The sequence below is a fragment of the Williamsia sp. z34 genome (assembly GCF_059553395.1).
Map to the genome: position 1 here is coordinate 44,095 of NZ_JCANWW010000002.1, position 17,693 is coordinate 61,787.

Sequence of the window (17,693 nt, forward strand, 5' to 3'; positions counted from 1 at the left end):
TGTGCCAACATGGTCTCCATGCGCATCTGACGACGCCGGGCGTCGAGGCCTGGCTCTGTAGATGAATCATGTTGAAAGACAACGTGATCGACAGCGTAGTGAACGCTCTCGGGCGGGAACGGCTCGCAGGTGCGCAACCAAGGACGATGTGCGGTGTCACGCCCGCAAACAATCAAGATGCAACATGAGGGAGCCCCGTGACCATTCACCAGTTTCGCGCCGGAGCAGAAGAGAACTCGGCCCGGGCCTCGCGCCCGGATGGATCATTGATCGACCGACTGCGCGAAGGTGAGCCCTATGCGGTCAGCTTCGGCGGACAGGGCGGCCCGTGGTTGCCCGTGCTCGCCGAGCTGGTGATCGACGCTGATCTCGATCGCAGCGTCGCGAAGATCGTGGATGCCGCGGAGCGACTCATCGAGCCGGTGTCCGATCAGCTCGCGGCCGTGCGTCCCGATGGATTCCACCCGCTGCGCTGGGTGCATGCGTACAACAGCGAAGAAGTCCTGCCGGTCGGCTCGGCCCTCGCCGCCGCGCCCGTGTCCGTACCCGGCATCCTGCTGGCGCAGCTCGCCGCGATCAGCGCGAACCGCAAGCAGGGACTCGACATCGACGCGATGCCCCCGGTCGCCGCGGTCGGTCACTCCCAGGGCGTACTCGCCGCGGAGGCCGTGACGTCGGCATCGGGCAACGGTGGACTCGGCGACGGCGCACTGCTCGCGGTGGCGCACTTCATCGGTGCCGCCGGCGCGTTGATCGCCCGCCGCCGTGGCCTGTCCGTGGACGCCGCGGGCAGCCCGATGCTCTCGGTCACCCAGGTCGATCCCGCCCGCATCCAGCTCTTGGTCGACGAATACGCCCAGGGACTGCAGGAGCCCGACCGGGTGTCGGCGCCGGCTGTCTCGATCATCAACGGCCGGCGTTCGGTCGTGCTCTCCGGCGCACCGCGTCACCTGGCCGCGTTCATCGCCCGGTGTGAGGCCGTCGCCGCCGCAGAAGCACAGGATCGCAAGAAGAAGCTCACCGGTGGTTCCCCCTTCGCGCCGGTCTTCGATCCGCTGTCCGTGTCGATCGCGTTCCATCATTCTTCGCTCGAGTCCGCCTGCGATCTGGTCGCCGAATGGGCCGCCGCCTGCGACATCGACGAGGTCGCAGCACGTCGCCTGGCCGCCGCGGTCCTGGTCGATCAGGTCAACTGGGTCGATGCCCTCGACGATGTGATCGACGCCGGCGCGAAGTGGATCCTCGACCTCGGTCCCGGCGATGTCGCGACCCGGCTGAGCGTCCCCGTCGTCCGTGGACAGGGCATCGGCCTGATCTCCGTCAGTCAGCGTGGGGGACAGCGCAACCTGTTCGCACCCGGCGGCATCCCGGACGTCCAGATCCCGTGGAGCAGCTACCGTCCCCGCATCGTGTCGCTGCCCGACGGCCGTCAGGTGGTCGAGACCGCGTTCACCCGTCTGACCGGTCGCTCGCCGATGCTGCTGGCCGGCATGACCCCGACAACCGTCGACCCCGCGATCGTCGCGGCGGCCGCCAATGCCGGCCACTGGGCCGAGCTGGCCGGTGGCGGACAGGTCACCGAGCCGATCTTCGCCGAGAACATCGCAAAGCTGACCGAACTGCTCGAGCCCGGCCGTCAGGCCCAGTTCAACACCCTGTTCCTCGATCCGTACCTCTGGAAGCTGCAGATCGGCGGCAAGCGCCTGGTGCAGAAGGCACGCGCCAACGGCGCCCCGATCGACGGCGTCATCGTGTCCGCGGGCATCCCCGAGCTCGACGAAGCCGTCGCACTGGTGTCCGAGCTGGCCGATGCGCAGATCCCGTACATCGCATTCAAGCCCGGAACGATCGGCCAGATCCGCTCGGTGATCCGGATCGCCGCAGAGGTGCCGCACTACCCGGTGATCGTTCAGATCGAGGGTGGTCGCGCCGGTGGGCACCACTCGTGGGAAGACCTCGACGCGCTGTTGCTGGCCACCTACGGTGAGCTCCGCGCCCGCCAGAACGTCGTGATCTGTGTCGGTGGTGGCATCGGTACCGCCGAGCGTGCCAGCGAATACCTGACCGGTGTCTGGTCGGCCGCACACGACTACCCGCTGATGCCGCTCGACGGCATCCTCGTGGGCACCGCCGCCATGGCGGCGAAAGAGGCGACCACGTCGCCGGCCGTCAAGGAACTGCTGGTCAACACCCCCGGGTGTGACGAATGGATCGGCGCCGGATACGCCGCTGCCGGAATGGCATCGGGCCGCAGCCAATTGGGCGCCGACATCCACGAGATCGACAATGCCGCCTCCCGCTGTGGCCGCCTGCTCGACGATGTCGCCGGAGATGACGAGGCCGTCGCCGATCGGCGCGACGAGATCATCGAGGCGCTCTCGGGCACCGCGAAGCCGTACTTCGGTGACGTCGCCCAGATGACCTATCAGCAGTGGCTCGAGCGTTACGTCGAGCTGGCCGTCGGCGAGGCCACGGGCGAGGCGAGCTGGGTCGACATCACCTGGCGTCAGCGATTCGTGGAGATGCTCCAGCGCGCCGAGGCTCGGCTCAACGACGCCGATCGCGGCCAGATCACCACACTCTTCGGACACACCTCGGCCACCGACAACGCCGGTGCCGCAATCGATGCGCTGGTCGCGGTCTACCCGGCGGCAGGCACCGATGTGCTGCATCCGGCCGATCTGGTGTTCTTCCTCGAGCTGTGCCGCACCCCGGGCAAGCCGGTCAACTTCGTGCCCGTGATCGACAAGGACGTGCGCCGCTGGTGGCGCAGTGACTCGCTGTGGCAGGCCCACGACCCGCGCTACGGCGCCGACGAGGTCTGCATCATCCCGGGACCCGTCGCGGTTGCCGGTATCACCCGCGTCGACGAGCCGGTGGGCGACCTGCTCGACCGTTTCGAGGCCCAGGTCGTGACCGACCTGCTCGGTGTCGGTGATCAGCCCGAGCCGATCAGTGCCCGGCTGCGCGCCGGACTGGTCGACGTCGACGGAGTCCTGGGCACCGTCATCGAGGCGCTGAATGTGCAGTGGTCGGGACGCCTGGTCGCCAACCCGATTGCCCTGCTGGGTGATCGCGATGCCTGGGAGTTCCCGACCTCCGAGCGCGGTGAGCACGAGCCCACCGGTGCCGTCCTCGAGAGCACCGACGACGGCGTCGTGCTGAACGTGCCGATCGGCAAGGCCGTCGTCTCGATCCCGATGATCGTCGACAACTCCATCCTCGACGGCGGCGCCCCCAAGGTGACCGTCGACGCGGCCGCCGGTGCGATGCGCCAGCTGCTCACCGTGGCCGCCGGCGGATCGCTGACCGCGGTTGCCGACCGCACCGCGACCACCACCGCCACCTGGGATCCGGAAGCCGTCGCCGACCACGCCGCGGTGACCGCCTACACCCTGCCCCAACATCTCAGTGCCTCACTGCCGCAGGGTGTGCGCGGCTTCGCCAACCCCGACACCCTCGTCGGACTCTGCTGGCCGACCGTGTTCAGCGTGATCGGCGCGGCCACCACCGAGGACGGTGTGCCCGTCGTGGAGGGACTGCTCGACCTGGTCCACCTCGACCACGTGACCTCCACGGTCGGTGAGCTGCCCCGCACTAAGGCCGAGTTCACCGTCACCGCAACCCTTTCCGATGTCACCGACACCGATCTGGGTCGCGTGATCACCGTTGCCGTCTCCATCGCCGACGAAGCACGCGTCGTCGCGGAGATGACCGAACGGTTCGCCGTTCGTGGTCGTACCGGTGCCGGAGAGCTGTCCGATCCGGACCGTGCCGGCGGCGCCCTGAGCGCCGAGGCCGCTGACGCGACCCGGAAGAAGCTGCGGGAGGCCAAGGTCGCCACCCCGTCGCGGATGCACGGGTTCGCGCTGGTCTCGGGTGACCACAACCCGATCCACGTCAACGACTCCGCCGCGAAGATGGCCGGACTCGGTAGCCCGATCGTGCACGGCATGTGGCTCTCGGCGGCCGCGCAGCACGTGGCAACGGCCACCGATTCCAAGAACCCGATCCCGGTGCCGCGTGCGCTGCAGGGCTGGACCGCACGCTTCCTGGGCATGGTCCGTCCCGGCGACGAGGTGACGATCCGGGTCGACCGGGTGGGCATGGACGCCGGCCGCGACATCATCGAGGTCAGCTGCAAGGTGGGTGACCTGCTGGTCATGAACGCCACCGGCCTGCTGGCGCCGCCGAAGACCGTCTACGCATTCCCGGGCCAGGGCATCCAGAGCAAGGGCATGGGTCTCGACGCCCGCGCCCGCTCCAAGGCCGCCCGCAAGATCTGGGACCGCGCCGACAAGCACACCCGCGACGCCCTGGGCTTCTCGATCCTGGCCGTGGTCCGCGACAACCCGACCACGCTGTCGGCCGGTGGCACCACCTATCAGCATCCCGACGGCGTGCTGTTCCTGACGCAGTTCACCCAGGTTGCGATGGCAACACTCGGTGTCGCCCAGATCGCCGAGCTGAAAGAGTCCGGCGGTTTCATCGAAGGCGCGATCACCTGTGGCCACTCGGTCGGGGAGTACAACGCACTGGCCGCCTGCGCCGGCGTTCTCCCACTCGAGGCCGTCCTGGAGGTCGTCTTCCAGCGCGGCGAGGCCATGCACCATCTCGTCCCGCGAGATGCGAAGGGCCGCAGCGACTACCAGATGGCGGCCATCCGGCCCAGCCAGTTCGGTCTGGCCGACGCCGACGTCATCGGATTCGTCAACGAGATCGGTGAGCGCAGCGGCGAGTTCGTCGAGGTCGTCAACCTGAACCTGCTCGGTTCGCAGTACGCGATCGCCGGGACAGTGAAGGGCCTCGAGGCGCTCGAGGCCGAGATCGAGGTGCGCCGCGCGAAGACCGGTGGCAAGCGCTCCTTCATCGTCATCCCCGGTATCGACGTGCCGTTCCACTCGACGGTGCTGCGCGCCGGTGTACCGGACTTCCGGCACCGTCTCGACGATCTGCTGCCCGAGCACATCGACCCCGACATCCTCGTCGGCCGCTACGTCCCCAACCTGGTCCCGCGGATGTTCAACCTGGGCCGCGACTTCGTCCAGGAGATCGCCGACCTGGTCCCGTCGGAACCTCTGAACGAGGTTCTCGCCGACTGGGATTCGTGGACCGCCAAGCCCAGCGCCCTGACCCGCGTGATCCTGATCGAGCTGCTGGCCTGGCAGTTCGCCAGCCCGGTCCGCTGGATCGAGACGCAGGATCTGCTGTTCACCCCGGTGGAGCGTGGCGGCGTCGGTGTCGAACGCTTCGTCGAGGTCGGCGTGAAATCCGCACCGACACTGAGCGGTCTGGCCGGCAACACCCTCAAGCTCGACGACTACCAGCAGGCAGTCGTCCAGGTCCTGAACATCGAGCGGGACTCCGACGTCATCCTGTCCAAGGACAGCGCGCCCGAGATCGACGAGGACGACGATGTCGTGACCGAGGTCGCGGCCGATCAGGGCGCCCCGGCAGCCGCCGCACCGGTCGCCGCGGCTCCGGCCCCGGTTGCGGCTCCGGCCGATTCGGGCCCCCGCCCGGACGACATCGCGTTCGGCCCGACCGACGCCGTGAACTCGGTGATCGCACTGTGGACCAAGATCCGCGTCGATCAGATCGGTTCGGCAGACACCATCGAGGCGCTGTGTGACGGAGTCTCCTCGCGTCGTAACCAGCTGCTCCTCGACATCGGTGGCGAGCTCGGACTGGGCGCGATCGACGGTGCCGCAGAGGCCGAGATGCCGGCGTTGTCGACAACGGTGAACGCTCTGGCCCGTGGCTACAAGCCGTTGGGGCCGGTCCTCTCCGATGCGGTGGGCGATCAGATCCGCAAGGTCTTCGGTCCGGCGGGCAAGCGTTCGTCGTACATCGAGGACCGCGTCACCTCCGTCTGGCAGCTCGGCCCCGGCTGGGCCCTGCACACCGCGGTCGCGGTCGCACTCGGAAGCCGGGACGGCGTGAGCGTGCGGGGTGGCGATCTGGGCGACCTGATCTCGACTGCCCCCGCCAACACCGACGCCGTCGACGCACTCATCGATGCCGCAGTCTCAAAGGTCGGCGCCCTCAAGGGCATTGCGGTGTCCAAGCCGGCCGCCGGTGGCGGTGGCGGCGGAGGCACCATCGACGCGGCTGCCCTGGGCGAGCTGACAGAACAGTTCACCGGACGCAGTGGGGCCCTGGCCTCGGCCGCGAAGACCATTCTGGAGAAGCTCGGTCTGGCCGACGAGGTCTCGGCCGCCGAACCGGCCGAGGACAACACCGCCGCACTCGAACGCGTCAGCGCCGAACTCGGTTCGGACTGGTTGCGCGTGGTGACCCCGGCTTTCGACGAGCGCCGCGCGGTGCTGATCGATGACCGCTGGGCCAGCTCCCGCGAAGATCTGGCCCGACTGTGGATCGAAGACGAGCACGTCCTCGACCAGGACTTCTACGACATCGCCTCACGCTTCATCGGTGCCGGTGAGACGGTCTGCCATCAGGCGACCTGGTGGCAGGGCAAGGCCCTGGCAAACGGCTACCAGGAGCATTCGCGCCTGTACGCCCAGATCGCGCATGCCGCACAGGATCCGCAGCCTTCGTCGTACGCCGAAGACATCGCGGTGGTGACCGGCGCCAGCAAGGGGTCGATCGCCGCAGCGGTTGTCGAGCAACTCTTGGCCGACGGCGCCACGGTTGTCGCGACGACGTCGCGTCTGGACGAGAACCGGATGGCGTTCTTCAAGGCGCTGTACCGCCGCAGTGCCCGCGGAAACGCAGCGCTCTGGGTGGTCCCGGCCAACCTGTCGTCGTACACCGACGTCGACGAACTCGTGTCGTGGATCGGTAGCGAGCAGACCGAAAACCTCGGTGGCAAAACGGGTGTGGTGAAGCCGGCCCTCAAGCCGACGCTGCTGTTCCCGTTCGCCGCGCCGCGGGTCGCCGGAGACCTCACCGATGCCGGCGGTCGCGCCGAACTCGAGATGAAGGTGCTCCTGTGGTCGGTCGAGCGACTGATCGCCGGACTCGGCGACATCGCCGCCGACCATCACCTGGCCGCCCGCCTGCACGTGGTGCTGCCCGGCTCCCCGAACCGTGGAATGTTCGGTGGGGACGGCGCTTACGGTGAGTCCAAGGCTGCACTCGATGCACTGGTGAAGCGCTGGGGTGCCGAGGATTCATGGAACTCAAAGGTCACCCTGGCCCACGCCCTGATCGGCTGGGTGTCCGGAACCGGCCTGATGGGTCACAACGACGGGCTCGTCGAGGCCGTCGAGGCGGCCGGTGTCAAGACGTGGTCGACGGCCGAGATGGCCACCGAACTGCTCAAGGCCGTCACCCCCGAGGCGCGTGCCCGGGCCCGCACCGAACCGTTGCAGCTCGACCTGACCGGCGGACTCGGTGATGCCAAGCTCGACATGAAGGCACTGGCGCAGGCTCAGGCCGACGCGGCAGCGGCGGCCGAGGACGACACCGAAGACGACGAGCCAACCGTGGCGGCATTGCCGTCGCCGGCCCGCGCCCCGAAGTCGACCACCCCGGAGTGGGGCAACATCGACGCCCGCCCCGAGGATCTCGTGGTCATCGTCGGCGCCGGAGAGCTCGGACCGTACGGCAGCAGCCGGACCCGCTTCGAGATGGAGGTCGCCGAAGAGCTGTCGGCCGCCGGAGTCCTCGAGCTGGCCTGGAGCACGGGCCTGATCACCTGGGAGGCAACGCCGAAGCCGGGTTGGTACGACGCCGAATCCGGTGATCCGGTGGCGGAGGCCGAGATCGCCGATCGCTATCACGATGCCGTGGTCGAGCGCTGCGGGATCCGGCAGTACGCCGACGACGGCGACATGATCGGCAACACCTCGCCGCTGCTGACCTCGGTGTTCCTCGACAACGACCTCACCTTCTCGGTGGCGTCGGAGTCCGAGGCGCGGTCGTTCCTGTCCGCGGCTCCCGACAAGACCAAGATCAAGGTCGACGCCGAGAGCGGCGAATGGCAGGTGACCCGCATGTCGGGCACCGAGATCCGGGTTCCCCGCAAGTTCAAGCTCAGCCGGACCGTCGGCGGTCAGATCCCGACCGGATTCGATCCCACCCGCTGGGGCGTGTCCGCGGACATGGCCGAGTCGGTCGATCGTGTCGCGCTGTGGAACCTGATCGCCACCGTGGATGCGTTCCTCGGATCGGGTTTCGAGCCCTCCGAGCTGATGCGGTGGGTCCACCCGGGCCTGGTCGCCAACACGCAGGGCACCGGTATGGGCGGCATGGAGTCGATGCGGTCGCTGTACCTCGACACCTTCACCGGTGAGGCCAAGGCCAACGACATCCTGCAGGAAGCTCTGCCGAACGTTGTTGCCGCGCACGTGGTCCAGTCGTACATCGGTAGCTACGGCGCGATGATCCACCCGGTCGCCGCCTGCGCCACCGCCGCCGTCTCGGTGGAGGAGGGCGTCGACAAGATCAAGCTCGGCAAGGCGCTGTTCGCAGTGGCCGGCGGTTTCGACGACCTCGGTATCGAAGGCATCGTCGGGTTCGGTGACATGTCGGCCACCGCCGAGTCGTCGAAGATGGCAGCGCAGGGCATCAACGAGCGTCGCTACTCCCGCGCCAACGACCGCCGTCGTGGGGGATTCGTGGAGTCACAGGGTGGCGGCACGATCCTGCTCGCCCGCGGCGATGTCGCGGCCGAGATGGGGCTGCCGGTCCTGGGTGTCGTGGGCTGGGCACAGAGCTTCGGCGACGGTGTCCACACCTCCATCCCGGCTCCGGGCATCGGTGCGCTGGGTGCGGCTCGCGGGCAGAAGGATTCGGGCTTCGCCCGGTCGCTGCGCCAGCTGGGCGTGAGCCCGGACGACGTGGCACTGGTCTCCAAGCACGACACCTCGACCAAGGCCAACGACCCCAACGAGTCGAACCTGCACGAGCGCCTCGCCGCGGCGATCGGCCGCAGCGACGGTGCGCCGCTGTTCGTGGTGTCGCAGAAGTCGCTCACCGGTCACGCCAAGGGTGGAGCCGCGGCCTTCCAGCTGATCGGGCTGTGCCAGATCCTGCGCGACGGCGTCATCCCGCCGAACCGCAGCCTGGACTGCGTCGACGAGGCCATGGAGGAGTACAAGCACCTCGTCTGGCCGACCACGCCGCTGCACTTCGGTGACCGGTTCGCGCTCAAGGCAGGTCTGTTGACCAGCCTCGGGTTCGGTCACGTCTCGGGTCTGATCGCCGTGGTCCATCCGGAAGCCTTTGTGGCATCCCTGGATCCGGCCCAGCGCGATCGGTACCGGGCCGCGGCCGCAGAGCGGTCACGGTCGGGACAGCAGCGTCTGCTCGAGTCGATGTTCGGTGGCAAGCCCGCCTACCAGCGGCCGCCGAACCGACGCTTCGACGACAGCGCGTACGAGGGTGATCAGGAAGCGGCGATGCTGCTCGATCACGACGCCCGCCTGTCGGCCAACGGACACTACTGAGTCATGACGGTTATCGGAGTGGGGATCGACCTCGTGTCGATCCCCGGCTTCGCCGAGCAGCTGCAGCAGCCTGGCACCACCTTCGCCGATCGGTTCACGGTGGGGGAGCGCCGGGACTCCGCGTCCGGCACCGGTGACGATGCCAGGCATCTCGCTGCCCGGTGGGCGGCGAAGGAAGCTGTCATCAAGGCCTGGTCGGTGAGCCGGTTCGCGCGAAAGCCTTTGTTGCCGACGATCACCCATGGTGACATCGAGGTCGTCACCGACACCTGGGGCCGGCCGGCGATCAGGCTGGGCGGGGAGATCGCCGGGCATCTGGCGGGCACGGTTGTGCACATCTCACTGACCCATGACGGCGACATGGCGGCAGCCGTGGCGGTCATCGAAGAGGCGCCGAAAGAAGACTGAAACACCCCACCCCGTGCGCGGACAGCCGCCGGATCACTACGTGGTCTGGCGGCTTTCGGGGTTCTCGAGCATCATGTATCGCCCGAGCATGAGTTTGAGCTCGGCGACGGTGTCGGCGTGGTTGTGGCCTTCCTGCACAGAGAAACTGAGCAGTGAATAGGCGGTGTGTACGAGCAACTCCGACATCAACGCACGACGATCGCGCTGCGGCGTCAGCGGTGCGATGATGCGCGCCACCTGGGCGGCCAGGGCGCGTTCGTGGACGGTCGCGGTGGCCCGGGTCGCCGGGGTCGACTGAACGGCCAGCCACACGGCCCGCCGGGACGGGTCGTCGTGCCAGAGCTGCGCGAGGTGGTCGATGAACTTCTCGAGCAGCCTCGGCCAGTCCAGCGACGGGATCTCCGCGGCAAACGTCGCGAGTTCGCCCTGGACCCCGGCCGCGTCCTGCCGGTCGAGTTCGCAGACGACCACGTACTTGTTCGCGAAGTACTGATAGAGCGTGCCGATGGGGACATCAGCGCGGGCGGCGATGTGCTCACAGGTCAGCGACTCGAACCCGACCTCGATGAGCAGCTCCCGCGCAGCGGCCAACATCGCATCGAAACGTAGTTGGCTACGTTGCTGTGTCGGCCGCTTGCGGGGGACGAGGGGTTCGGTGCTGAGCAGCCGGGAAGCACCGGAACCCGGAGCACCGGTCTTCAGTGCACCGGTGGTTCCGTGTCCGGACTGCCGCTCCGCCATGAACGAGCCTGCCTCCGCCTCAGACCGAGAGGTCGCGGCGCAGCTTCGCCACGTGGCCGGTGGCCCGCACGTTGTATTGAGCAGCAGCGATTTTGCCGTCCGCGTCGACGAGGAAGGTCGACCGGATCACGCCGGTCACCGTTTTGCCGTACATCTTCTTCTCGCCGAACGCGCCCCAGGCCGTCAGCACCGACTTGTCCACATCGGACAGCAGCGGGAACGTCAGGTTCTCCGCATCGCGGAACTTCGCAAGCTTGGCGGGCTTGTCGGGCGAGATCCCGATGACGTCGATGCCCTCGGCGTTGAGCTCGGCAAGGCTGTCACGGAAGTCGCAGGCCTGCTTGGTGCAGCCGGGTGTGCTCGCCGCCGGATAGAAGTAGATGATCACCTGCCGGCCGCGGTAGTCCGCGAGGGAGACGATGTTCTCGTCGGCATCGGGCAGGGAAAAATCGGGGGCGTCGTCGCCCACTGCCAAGCGTGTGTTCTCAGTCATCGAACTCAGGCTAGCCGAGTGAGTAAACAGTGTGGCGCAACACGTGCAACATGGTCGGTGAACTACCGTAGAGCAGTAGACCTGACCGGACCGATCCACGCACACGATTCGTGCGAGGACGGCACTGTACCGATGGAGGACCTGTGGCACGCGACACCGACAGCATCGAACGCGATATCGAGCGGGCCCGCGATGAACTGGCGGGAACGCTCGACGCGCTGGCCTCCCGTGCCAACCCGCAGCGTCTGGCAGACGACGCCAAGGCGACCGTCGTGGCCACCTTTCGCAAACCGGCGGTTGCCGGGACGCTGATCGCGGTGGGCGTGGTGGTCGTCGCCATCGTGATCAAGAAGATCGTCAGCTGAACGAATGAACGGCGGGGGATCCCCGCCGTACTCGAACGCCCGTCCGATGGCCCGCGGCCATCTGGCGGGCGTTTGTGGTCCGGGGGCTGTCGAAATCCGTTCGGGCAAAAGAAAAACCCCCAGTTGCCTGGGGGTTTTCTCTCTGTGTGCGCCATCAGGGACTCGAACCCCGAACCCGCTGATTAAGAGTCAGCTGCTCTGCCAATTGAGCTAATGGCGCTTGTTTCCTGCTTCGTTCTTCAGTTCGTCTTGCGAGATAGAACGCTATCAGGCCGACCCACGGAAATAAAAATCGCCTGGTCGACCGGCGTGACGGTCACGGAAACCGCTGGTCCGCACCGAGCTTCGTGTAGCGAGCATCACATCATCGACCGTTTATTGTTTCGTGCACGTCGCGTTTAACACGTACACTTTTGCCTAGTTCGGTTCTTGCCCGTGTCGTCGGGCCTTAGTCAGATCTTGGGAGTGTGATGGGGTTCAGGCAGGCCTCTGTGACCCGGCGGGCGAGTACGCCCACGGTTCTGTTGATTCTCTTGGTGACACTGGCAGGTGTCGCGTCGGCATGCTCGTCTGATCCCAAGCCCCCGAAGTACAGCGACCAGGTGGTCAGTACGACACCGTTCGATGATCTCCTGCAGCCTGCGGTCGAGGTCACTGGTCTTGCGAACGAGCCTGTCGTCGACGGCGACGTCGGGTTCGCGCCGGGCGCGCCGGTGCAGGTGACCGCGAATGATGGCCGTCTCACCAACGTCAAGGTCACCAACGCGGCCGGCGTCGTGGTGCCGGGCGTGATGTCGGACGACCAGAAGACCTGGACGGTCCCGGCCGGGTCGTTCGGCTACAACAAGCGCTACACGCTTGTTGCCGACGCCAAGGGCATCGGCGGCAAGACCCAGTCGAGCCGGACGTTCACGACCAGCTCGCCGAACAACCTGACGCAGGCGTACCTGCTGCCCGAGAAGGGCTCGACCGTCGGTGTCGGCATGCCCGTCTCGATTCGTTTCGACGAGTCGATCCCCAATCGCAAGGCGGCCCAGGACGCGATCACCGTCAAGACCGACCCGCCGACCGAGGGCGCGTTCTACTGGCTCAGTGACACCGAACTGCGCTGGCGTCCGGAGAACTTCTGGAAGCCCGGTACCAAGGTCGACGTCGACATCAACACGTACGGAATCGACCTCGGGGACGGCCTGTTCGGTCAGGAGAACCTCAAGACGAACTTCACCATCGGCCGTGAACTGATCGCCGTCGCCGACGACAACACCAAGACGATCACCATCACCGAGAACGGCGAGGTCATCAAGACCATGCCGACGTCGATGGGCAAGGACTCCACACCCACGGACAACGGCACGTACATCATCGGGGATCGGCTCGACGAGATCGTGATGGACTCGTCGACCTACGGCGTGCCGGTCAACTCGCCTGCCGGGTACAAACTCGACGTCGACTACGCGACCCAGATGTCCTGGAGCGGTATCTACATCCACTCCGCGCCGTGGTCGATGTACGCGCAGGGCAGTGAGAACACCAGCCATGGGTGCCTGAACGTCAGTCCTGACAACGCCCTTTGGTGGGTGCAGAACTCGCTGCGCGGCGACATCATCACCGTCAAGAACACCGTGGGTCCCGAACTGTCGGGCACCGACGGCCTCGGTGACTGGAACATCCCCTGGGAAACGTGGAAGAAGGGCAACGCCTGAGCTGAGTCCGAACTCAGGCCTCGCGTAGAAACGGAACGCAGCGCCGGGTGGTGATCGTCGAAAGACGATTACTGCCCGGCGTTTGCCGTATGCGGGCCCAGAAAGGCTCGACCCGATGTCGTTGTCGCAGTGGGGCGGTCAAGGCCGCAGAGGCGAAATCAGCGCTCTGGCCGGAGGGTCGATGTAGATCTTTCCCCGTGAACGCAGAAACGGTCTACCGCGCCGAAGCGCGATAGACCGTTCCTGGTTTGGGTGGACGACGGGACTCGAACCCGCGACAGCCAGAATCACAATCTGGTGCTCTACCAACTGAACTACGCCCACCATCGGTACCCGCTGAGCGGGACCGGAACTAACTTTAGCGGTATGCCGGGCAGAAACTCCAATCGGTTCCTGACCTGCGGTTTGTCAGGCCTCGCCGAGCGCTTTCGTCACTTCTTCGATGACCGGGGCGTCCGGTCCGGGCTGCGGTACGAACACTGTTGCGCGGTAGTACTTGAGTTCGCGAATGGATTCCCGGATGTCGGCGAGCGCTCGGTGTGCCAGGCCCTTCTGTGGTTGACCGAAGTAGACCTTCGGGTACCAGCGCCGGCACAGCTCCTTGATGGAGCTGACGTCGACCATCCGGTAATGCAGGTAGCTGTCGAGCTTCGGCATGTCCCGCGTGATGAATCCACGGTCGGTGGCGATGGAGTTTCCCGCCAGAGGTGCGGCGCCGGCGGAGCCGATCTGCGAGCGCAGATACTCCAGCACCATCTTCTCGGCCTCCTCGAGGGTGACCGTGGAGGCTCTCACCTCCTCGGTCAGGCCGGAGGCGGCATGCATCTTCTTCACGACGTCCGGCATCGCGGCCAGAGCGTCATCGTCGGCATGGATGACGACGTCTACGCCGTCACCCAAGATGTTCAGTTCGCTGTCGGTGACCAGAGCTGCGATCTCGATGAGTTTGTCACTGCCCAATTGCAGTCCGGTCATCTCGCAGTCGATCCACACAAGTTTGTCTTGCATCACATCACCCTAGTGGTTCGGTGTTCAGTCGCCGAACTTCCGATAGAAGGTGCCGACTATGGGAGCGGTGATCTTCCTCGGGCTGTAGCCACCCGCCACGGACATCGCTTTCGACAACAAACCCGGGACCACGCGCATCTTGTTGCGTTCCAACGCGTCCAGGCTCAGCTTCGCCACGTACTCACTCGAGTTCCAGAGGAAGCCCGGGACCAGGCGGTCGACGGTGCTGGCCTCCTCCGGTGACGGGGTCTGCGTGCGAACGGGTCCCGGGGCCAGCAACGTCACGTTGACCCCCTCGTCGGCGAGCTCACCGCGCAGGGACTCGGACAAACTGTTCACGAACGCCTTCGATGCAGCGTAGGTGGCGTTGAACGGTATGGGCATGTTGCCCGCGGCGGAACCGACCATGAGGATGCCGCCCGAGCCGCGGGCGACCATCTGTGGCAAGACCGCCAATGTGAGGTCGTGCACGGCAACCGCATTCAGCCGGACCTGAGCTCGTTCGTAGTCGGGGTCCAGGTCGGCGAGTGCGCCGAAGGTTGCGATTCCGGCGTTGTTGCACAGGATCGAGATCTCTCGCCGGGACAGTTCGTCACAGAGTGCGCCGGTGGCGATCGGATCGGACAGGTCCGTGGCACGGACCTCGACCTCGACACCGAACTCGGTCCCGAGGTCGAGCGCGGTGGACCTCAGGATCTCTTCGCGACGTGCAACGAGGATCAGCCCGTGTCCGCGGCGTGCCAACTCGGTGGCAAGTGCGGCACCGATACCGGATGACGCTCCGGTGACAACGGCACGCGCGGACAACGACGGCTTCGGAATACCCATGGCGCAGATCGTAACGAGATCACGTCACGCGATACCAGCGGCGACCTCGGTGCCCTGGCGGATCGCCCGTTTGGCGTCGAGTTCGGCCGCCACGTCGGCGCCGCCGATGACGTGGGTGTTCACGCCGCCGACGGTCAGCGGGTCGATCAGATCGCGCACCGATTCCTGGCCCGCGCAGACGACGACGGTGTCGACGGCGAGGATGCGGGTGGTGCGATCGCCGCCTTCTTCTTTCGGCGCGAAGCTCAGGTGCAGGCCCACGTCGTCGATCTTGTCGTAGGCGGCGCCCGAAATCTGTTCCACGCCCTTCATTTTGATGGTGGCGCGGTGCACCCAGCCGGACGTCTTGCCGAGGGTCTTGCCTTGGCCTCCGGGCTTGCGCTGGACGAGATAGACCTTGCGGGCGGCCGGAGCGGGACGTGGCTTTCCGACAAACCCCGGGACGGTGAGGTCATCGGTGATGCCCCATTCGTGTTCCCATTCCTTGATGTTCAATGTGGGGGAGTCCTCGACGGTCAGGAACTCGCTCACGTCGAATCCGATTCCGCCGGCGCCGATCACCGCAACGGTCGTGCCGATCTGTCCACGACCGAGGACGGCGTCGGCGTACGACAGCACCTTCGGGTGGTCGATGCCGGGGATGTCGGGCATCCGAGGGGTGACACCGGTGGCGACGATGACGTCGTCGAACTTCTGCTCGATGAGTTCGTCGGCGCTGATCCAGGTGTTCAGGTGCACCTGTACACCGGTGACTTCGAGTTGCCGCTTGTAATAGCGGATGGTCTCAGAGAACTCTTCTTTGCCGGGTATCCGCGCGGCGATCGAGAACTGACCGCCGATGTGTTCGCCGGCCTCGAAGAGATGGACGTTGTGTCCACGCTGGGCGGCGGCAACGGCGGCAGAGAGTCCGGCCGGACCGGCGCCGACCACCGCGACGCGCTTGGCGTTGCGGGTGGCGCCGAGGATCAGTTCTGTCTCGCGCCCGGCCCGAGGATTGAGCAGGCACGAGACCTTCTTGCCCACGAAAGCGTGGTCGAGGCAGGCCTGGTTGCAGGCGATGCAGGTGTTGATCTCGTCACCGCGACCGGCCTGCGCCTTGTTCGCGAATTCGGGATCGGCGAGCAGGGGCCGGGCCATCGAGATGGCGTCGACCCGGCCGCCCTCCAGGATCTCCTCGCCGAGTTCGGGTGTGTTGATCCGGTTCGAGGCGATCAGCGGGATCGACACCTCTTCGCGCAAACGCTCCGTGTAGCCGACAAACGCTCCGCGCGGAACCGACGTGACGATCGTGGGGACCTGCGCCTCGTGCCAGCCGATGTCGGTGTTGATGGCGTCGACCCCGGCGGCCTCGAGTTTGCGTGCCAGCGAAGCGATTTCGTCCCATGTCTGACCGTCTTTGACGAGGTCGGCGATCGACTGGCGCATGATCACCATGAAGTCGGGGCCGACCTTCTTGCGGATCTCTTTTGCGATCTCCACGACGATCCGCTGTCGGTTCTCCGTGCTGCCGCCCCATTTGTCGGTGCGGTTGTTGGTGCGCTTGCAGAGGAAGGTGTTGAGCAGGTAGCCCTCGCCGCCCATGATCTCGATGCCGTCGTATCCCGCGTCTCTGGCCAGCTTCGCGCAGCGACCGTACGACCAGATGGCGTGCTTGATGAGCGCATCGTTCATCTTGATCGGCCGGAAGGGGTGCACGGGCGACTTTTCCCAGCTGACACTGAACTTCAGAGGCGTATATCCGTACCGGCCGGCGTAGAGCACCTGCATCGCGATCTTGCCGCCCTCTTTGTGCACCGCCGTGGTGAGGCGTCGGTGCCGGAGGACATCGACCTTGTTGGTGAGTTTGCTACCGAAAGGCAGGAGAAGTCCGGCACGGGTGGGAGCGATGCCGCCGGTGATGATCAGGCCCGCGCCGCCGCGCGCACGTTCGGCGTAATAGGCGGCGAGCTTGTCGGTGTCCCAGATGCGGTCTTCGAGTCCGGTGTGCATCGATCCCATGATGATGCGGTTCTTGAGCACGGTCTTGTTGATCGTCAACGGTTCGAACAGCTTTGGGTATGGAGTTGTCATCGGGAACCTTCCTTTGTCACGGGGGCCGGCCGTGTTGTGGGCTGTGGGTTACTGGTCCAGGACACCTTCGAGTGCGGCGATCACTTCGTCGCACCAGTCGATGAAGCCGACTTCGATGCGCACGCCACCACGCAGGACGAGGTGCTGTTTGAGTTTGCGTAGGTTCAGCGAGCTCGGATCGGGAAAGTCGTTCTTCTCGAACTCTTGGTAGAGGCGTAGGCGTTCTTCGTGCAGGGCGCGCTGGCGGCGTAGTTCACTGATCAGCTGGGGGAGGTCTGCGGCTTCTGCAGCCCTGATCTTCACGCCCAACTCGTCGCGGAGTTGTTGGGGCTCGGTGGGTGTTCCGACCCAATCGCGCAGTGCAGCGCGACCTTTCGCGGAGAGGGTGTACACCTTCTTGTCGGGTCTGCCGTCTTGGGCAACCGACTCGAAGCTGACCAGTCCATCGGAGTGGAGCTTCTTGAGCGTCCGATAGATCTGCTGGTGCGTGGCAGACCAGAAGTGGCCGATCGACCGGCTGAATTGCCGGCCGATCTCGTAGCCGGTGCCCGGTCGCTCGGCAAGCGAGGTCATGATCGCGTGTTCGAGTGCCACCTGTGCACCATACGCATGCAACGCGGCACTATGCAATGGTGTTCATATACACACGGGTTCATATGGG

Annotated in this window: 10 protein-coding genes and 2 tRNA genes; 4 read left to right on the forward strand and 8 right to left on the reverse strand. The window is 66.1% G+C overall.

Annotated elements, in window-relative coordinates; translation table 11 throughout:
• Window positions 1–197: 197 nt before the first annotated feature.
• Both AC51GT_RS04550 and acpS read left to right on the forward strand, forming a co-directional pair.
• Window positions 198–9,416 carry a fatty acid synthase subunit beta domain-containing protein gene (locus AC51GT_RS04550; RefSeq protein ID WP_496328036.1) on the forward strand — a complete coding sequence of 3,073 codons (9,219 nt, stop codon included), beginning with the start codon at window positions 198–200 and terminating at the stop codon, window positions 9,414–9,416.
• Between the two features lie 3 nt (window positions 9,417–9,419).
• Entirely contained in the window at window positions 9,420–9,824 is a 405-nt protein-coding gene (gene acpS / locus AC51GT_RS04555) for a holo-ACP synthase AcpS (protein WP_496325419.1), read from the forward strand.
• Between the two features lie 36 nt (window positions 9,825–9,860).
• Here acpS and AC51GT_RS04560 read toward each other — a convergent pair whose 3' ends face one another.
• Both AC51GT_RS04560 and bcp read right to left on the reverse strand, forming a co-directional pair.
• Window positions 9,861–10,565: a TetR/AcrR family transcriptional regulator gene (locus AC51GT_RS04560; protein WP_496325418.1), complete on the reverse strand. Its 705-nt coding sequence runs from the start codon at window positions 10,563–10,565 to the stop codon at window positions 9,861–9,863.
• Window positions 10,566–10,584: 19 nt separating this feature from the next.
• The gene (gene bcp / locus AC51GT_RS04565; protein ID WP_496325417.1) at window positions 10,585–11,058 is read right to left on the reverse strand and encodes a thioredoxin-dependent thiol peroxidase; all 474 of its coding nucleotides are present in this window, start codon (window positions 11,056–11,058) and stop codon (window positions 10,585–10,587) included.
• 143 nt (window positions 11,059–11,201) lie between these two features.
• Here bcp and AC51GT_RS04570 point away from each other — a divergent pair, with 143 nt between their 5' ends.
• Window positions 11,202–11,423, forward strand: coding sequence for a DUF3618 domain-containing protein (locus AC51GT_RS04570; protein WP_496328037.1), 222 nt, complete (start codon window positions 11,202–11,204; stop codon window positions 11,421–11,423).
• A 147-nt stretch (window positions 11,424–11,570) separates the two neighbouring features.
• Here the strand turns inward: AC51GT_RS04570 and AC51GT_RS04575 are convergent.
• Window positions 11,571–11,643: transfer RNA gene (locus tag AC51GT_RS04575), tRNA-Lys, on the reverse strand.
• 250 nt (window positions 11,644–11,893) lie between these two features.
• On the opposite strand from AC51GT_RS04575, the gene AC51GT_RS04580 reads away from it, so the two are divergent.
• On the forward strand, window positions 11,894–13,126 hold the full coding sequence (locus AC51GT_RS04580) for a L,D-transpeptidase (RefSeq protein ID WP_496328038.1): 1,233 nt from the start codon (window positions 11,894–11,896) through the stop codon (window positions 13,124–13,126).
• A 251-nt stretch (window positions 13,127–13,377) separates the two neighbouring features.
• Here the strand turns inward: AC51GT_RS04580 and AC51GT_RS04585 are convergent.
• From AC51GT_RS04585 to AC51GT_RS04605, 5 genes are all read right to left on the reverse strand, one after another.
• Window positions 13,378–13,450: transfer RNA gene (locus AC51GT_RS04585), tRNA-His, on the reverse strand.
• Between the two features lie 84 nt (window positions 13,451–13,534).
• Window positions 13,535–14,134, reverse strand: a complete 600-nt coding sequence (gene orn / locus AC51GT_RS04590; protein ID WP_496325415.1) for an oligoribonuclease — start codon at window positions 14,132–14,134, stop codon at window positions 13,535–13,537.
• 24 nt (window positions 14,135–14,158) lie between these two features.
• Complete coding sequence (gene cmrA, locus AC51GT_RS04595) at window positions 14,159–14,962, reverse strand: mycolate reductase (RefSeq protein ID WP_496328039.1); 804 nt, start codon at window positions 14,960–14,962, stop codon at window positions 14,159–14,161.
• Window positions 14,963–14,986: 24 nt separating this feature from the next.
• Entirely contained in the window at window positions 14,987–17,032 is a 2,046-nt protein-coding gene (locus tag AC51GT_RS04600; protein ID WP_496328040.1) for an FAD-dependent oxidoreductase, read from the reverse strand.
• A gap of 48 nt (window positions 17,033–17,080) precedes the next feature.
• The gene (locus AC51GT_RS04605; protein ID WP_496328041.1) at window positions 17,081–17,626 is read right to left on the reverse strand and encodes a PadR family transcriptional regulator; all 546 of its coding nucleotides are present in this window, start codon (window positions 17,624–17,626) and stop codon (window positions 17,081–17,083) included.
• Between the last annotated feature and the right edge of the window lie 67 nt (window positions 17,627–17,693).

Bases quoted from the DNA above. Each gene is read 5' to 3' on its own strand.
- acpS (WP_496325419.1), top strand. From the start codon at position 9,420: ATGACGGTTATCGGAGTGGGGATCGACCTCGTGTCGATCCCCGGCTTC.
- AC51GT_RS04560 (WP_496325418.1), bottom strand. From the start codon at position 10,565: ATGGCGGAGCGGCAGTCCGGACACGGAACCACCGGTGCACTGAAGACC.
- bcp (WP_496325417.1), bottom strand. From the start codon at position 11,058: ATGACTGAGAACACACGCTTGGCAGTGGGCGACGACGCCCCCGATTTT.
- AC51GT_RS04580 (WP_496328038.1), top strand. From the start codon at position 11,894: ATGGGGTTCAGGCAGGCCTCTGTGACCCGGCGGGCGAGTACGCCCACG.
- orn (WP_496325415.1), bottom strand. From the start codon at position 14,134: ATGCAAGACAAACTTGTGTGGATCGACTGCGAGATGACCGGACTGCAA.
- cmrA (WP_496328039.1), bottom strand. From the start codon at position 14,962: ATGGGTATTCCGAAGCCGTCGTTGTCCGCGCGTGCCGTTGTCACCGGA.
- AC51GT_RS04600 (WP_496328040.1), bottom strand. From the start codon at position 17,032: ATGACAACTCCATACCCAAAGCTGTTCGAACCGTTGACGATCAACAAG.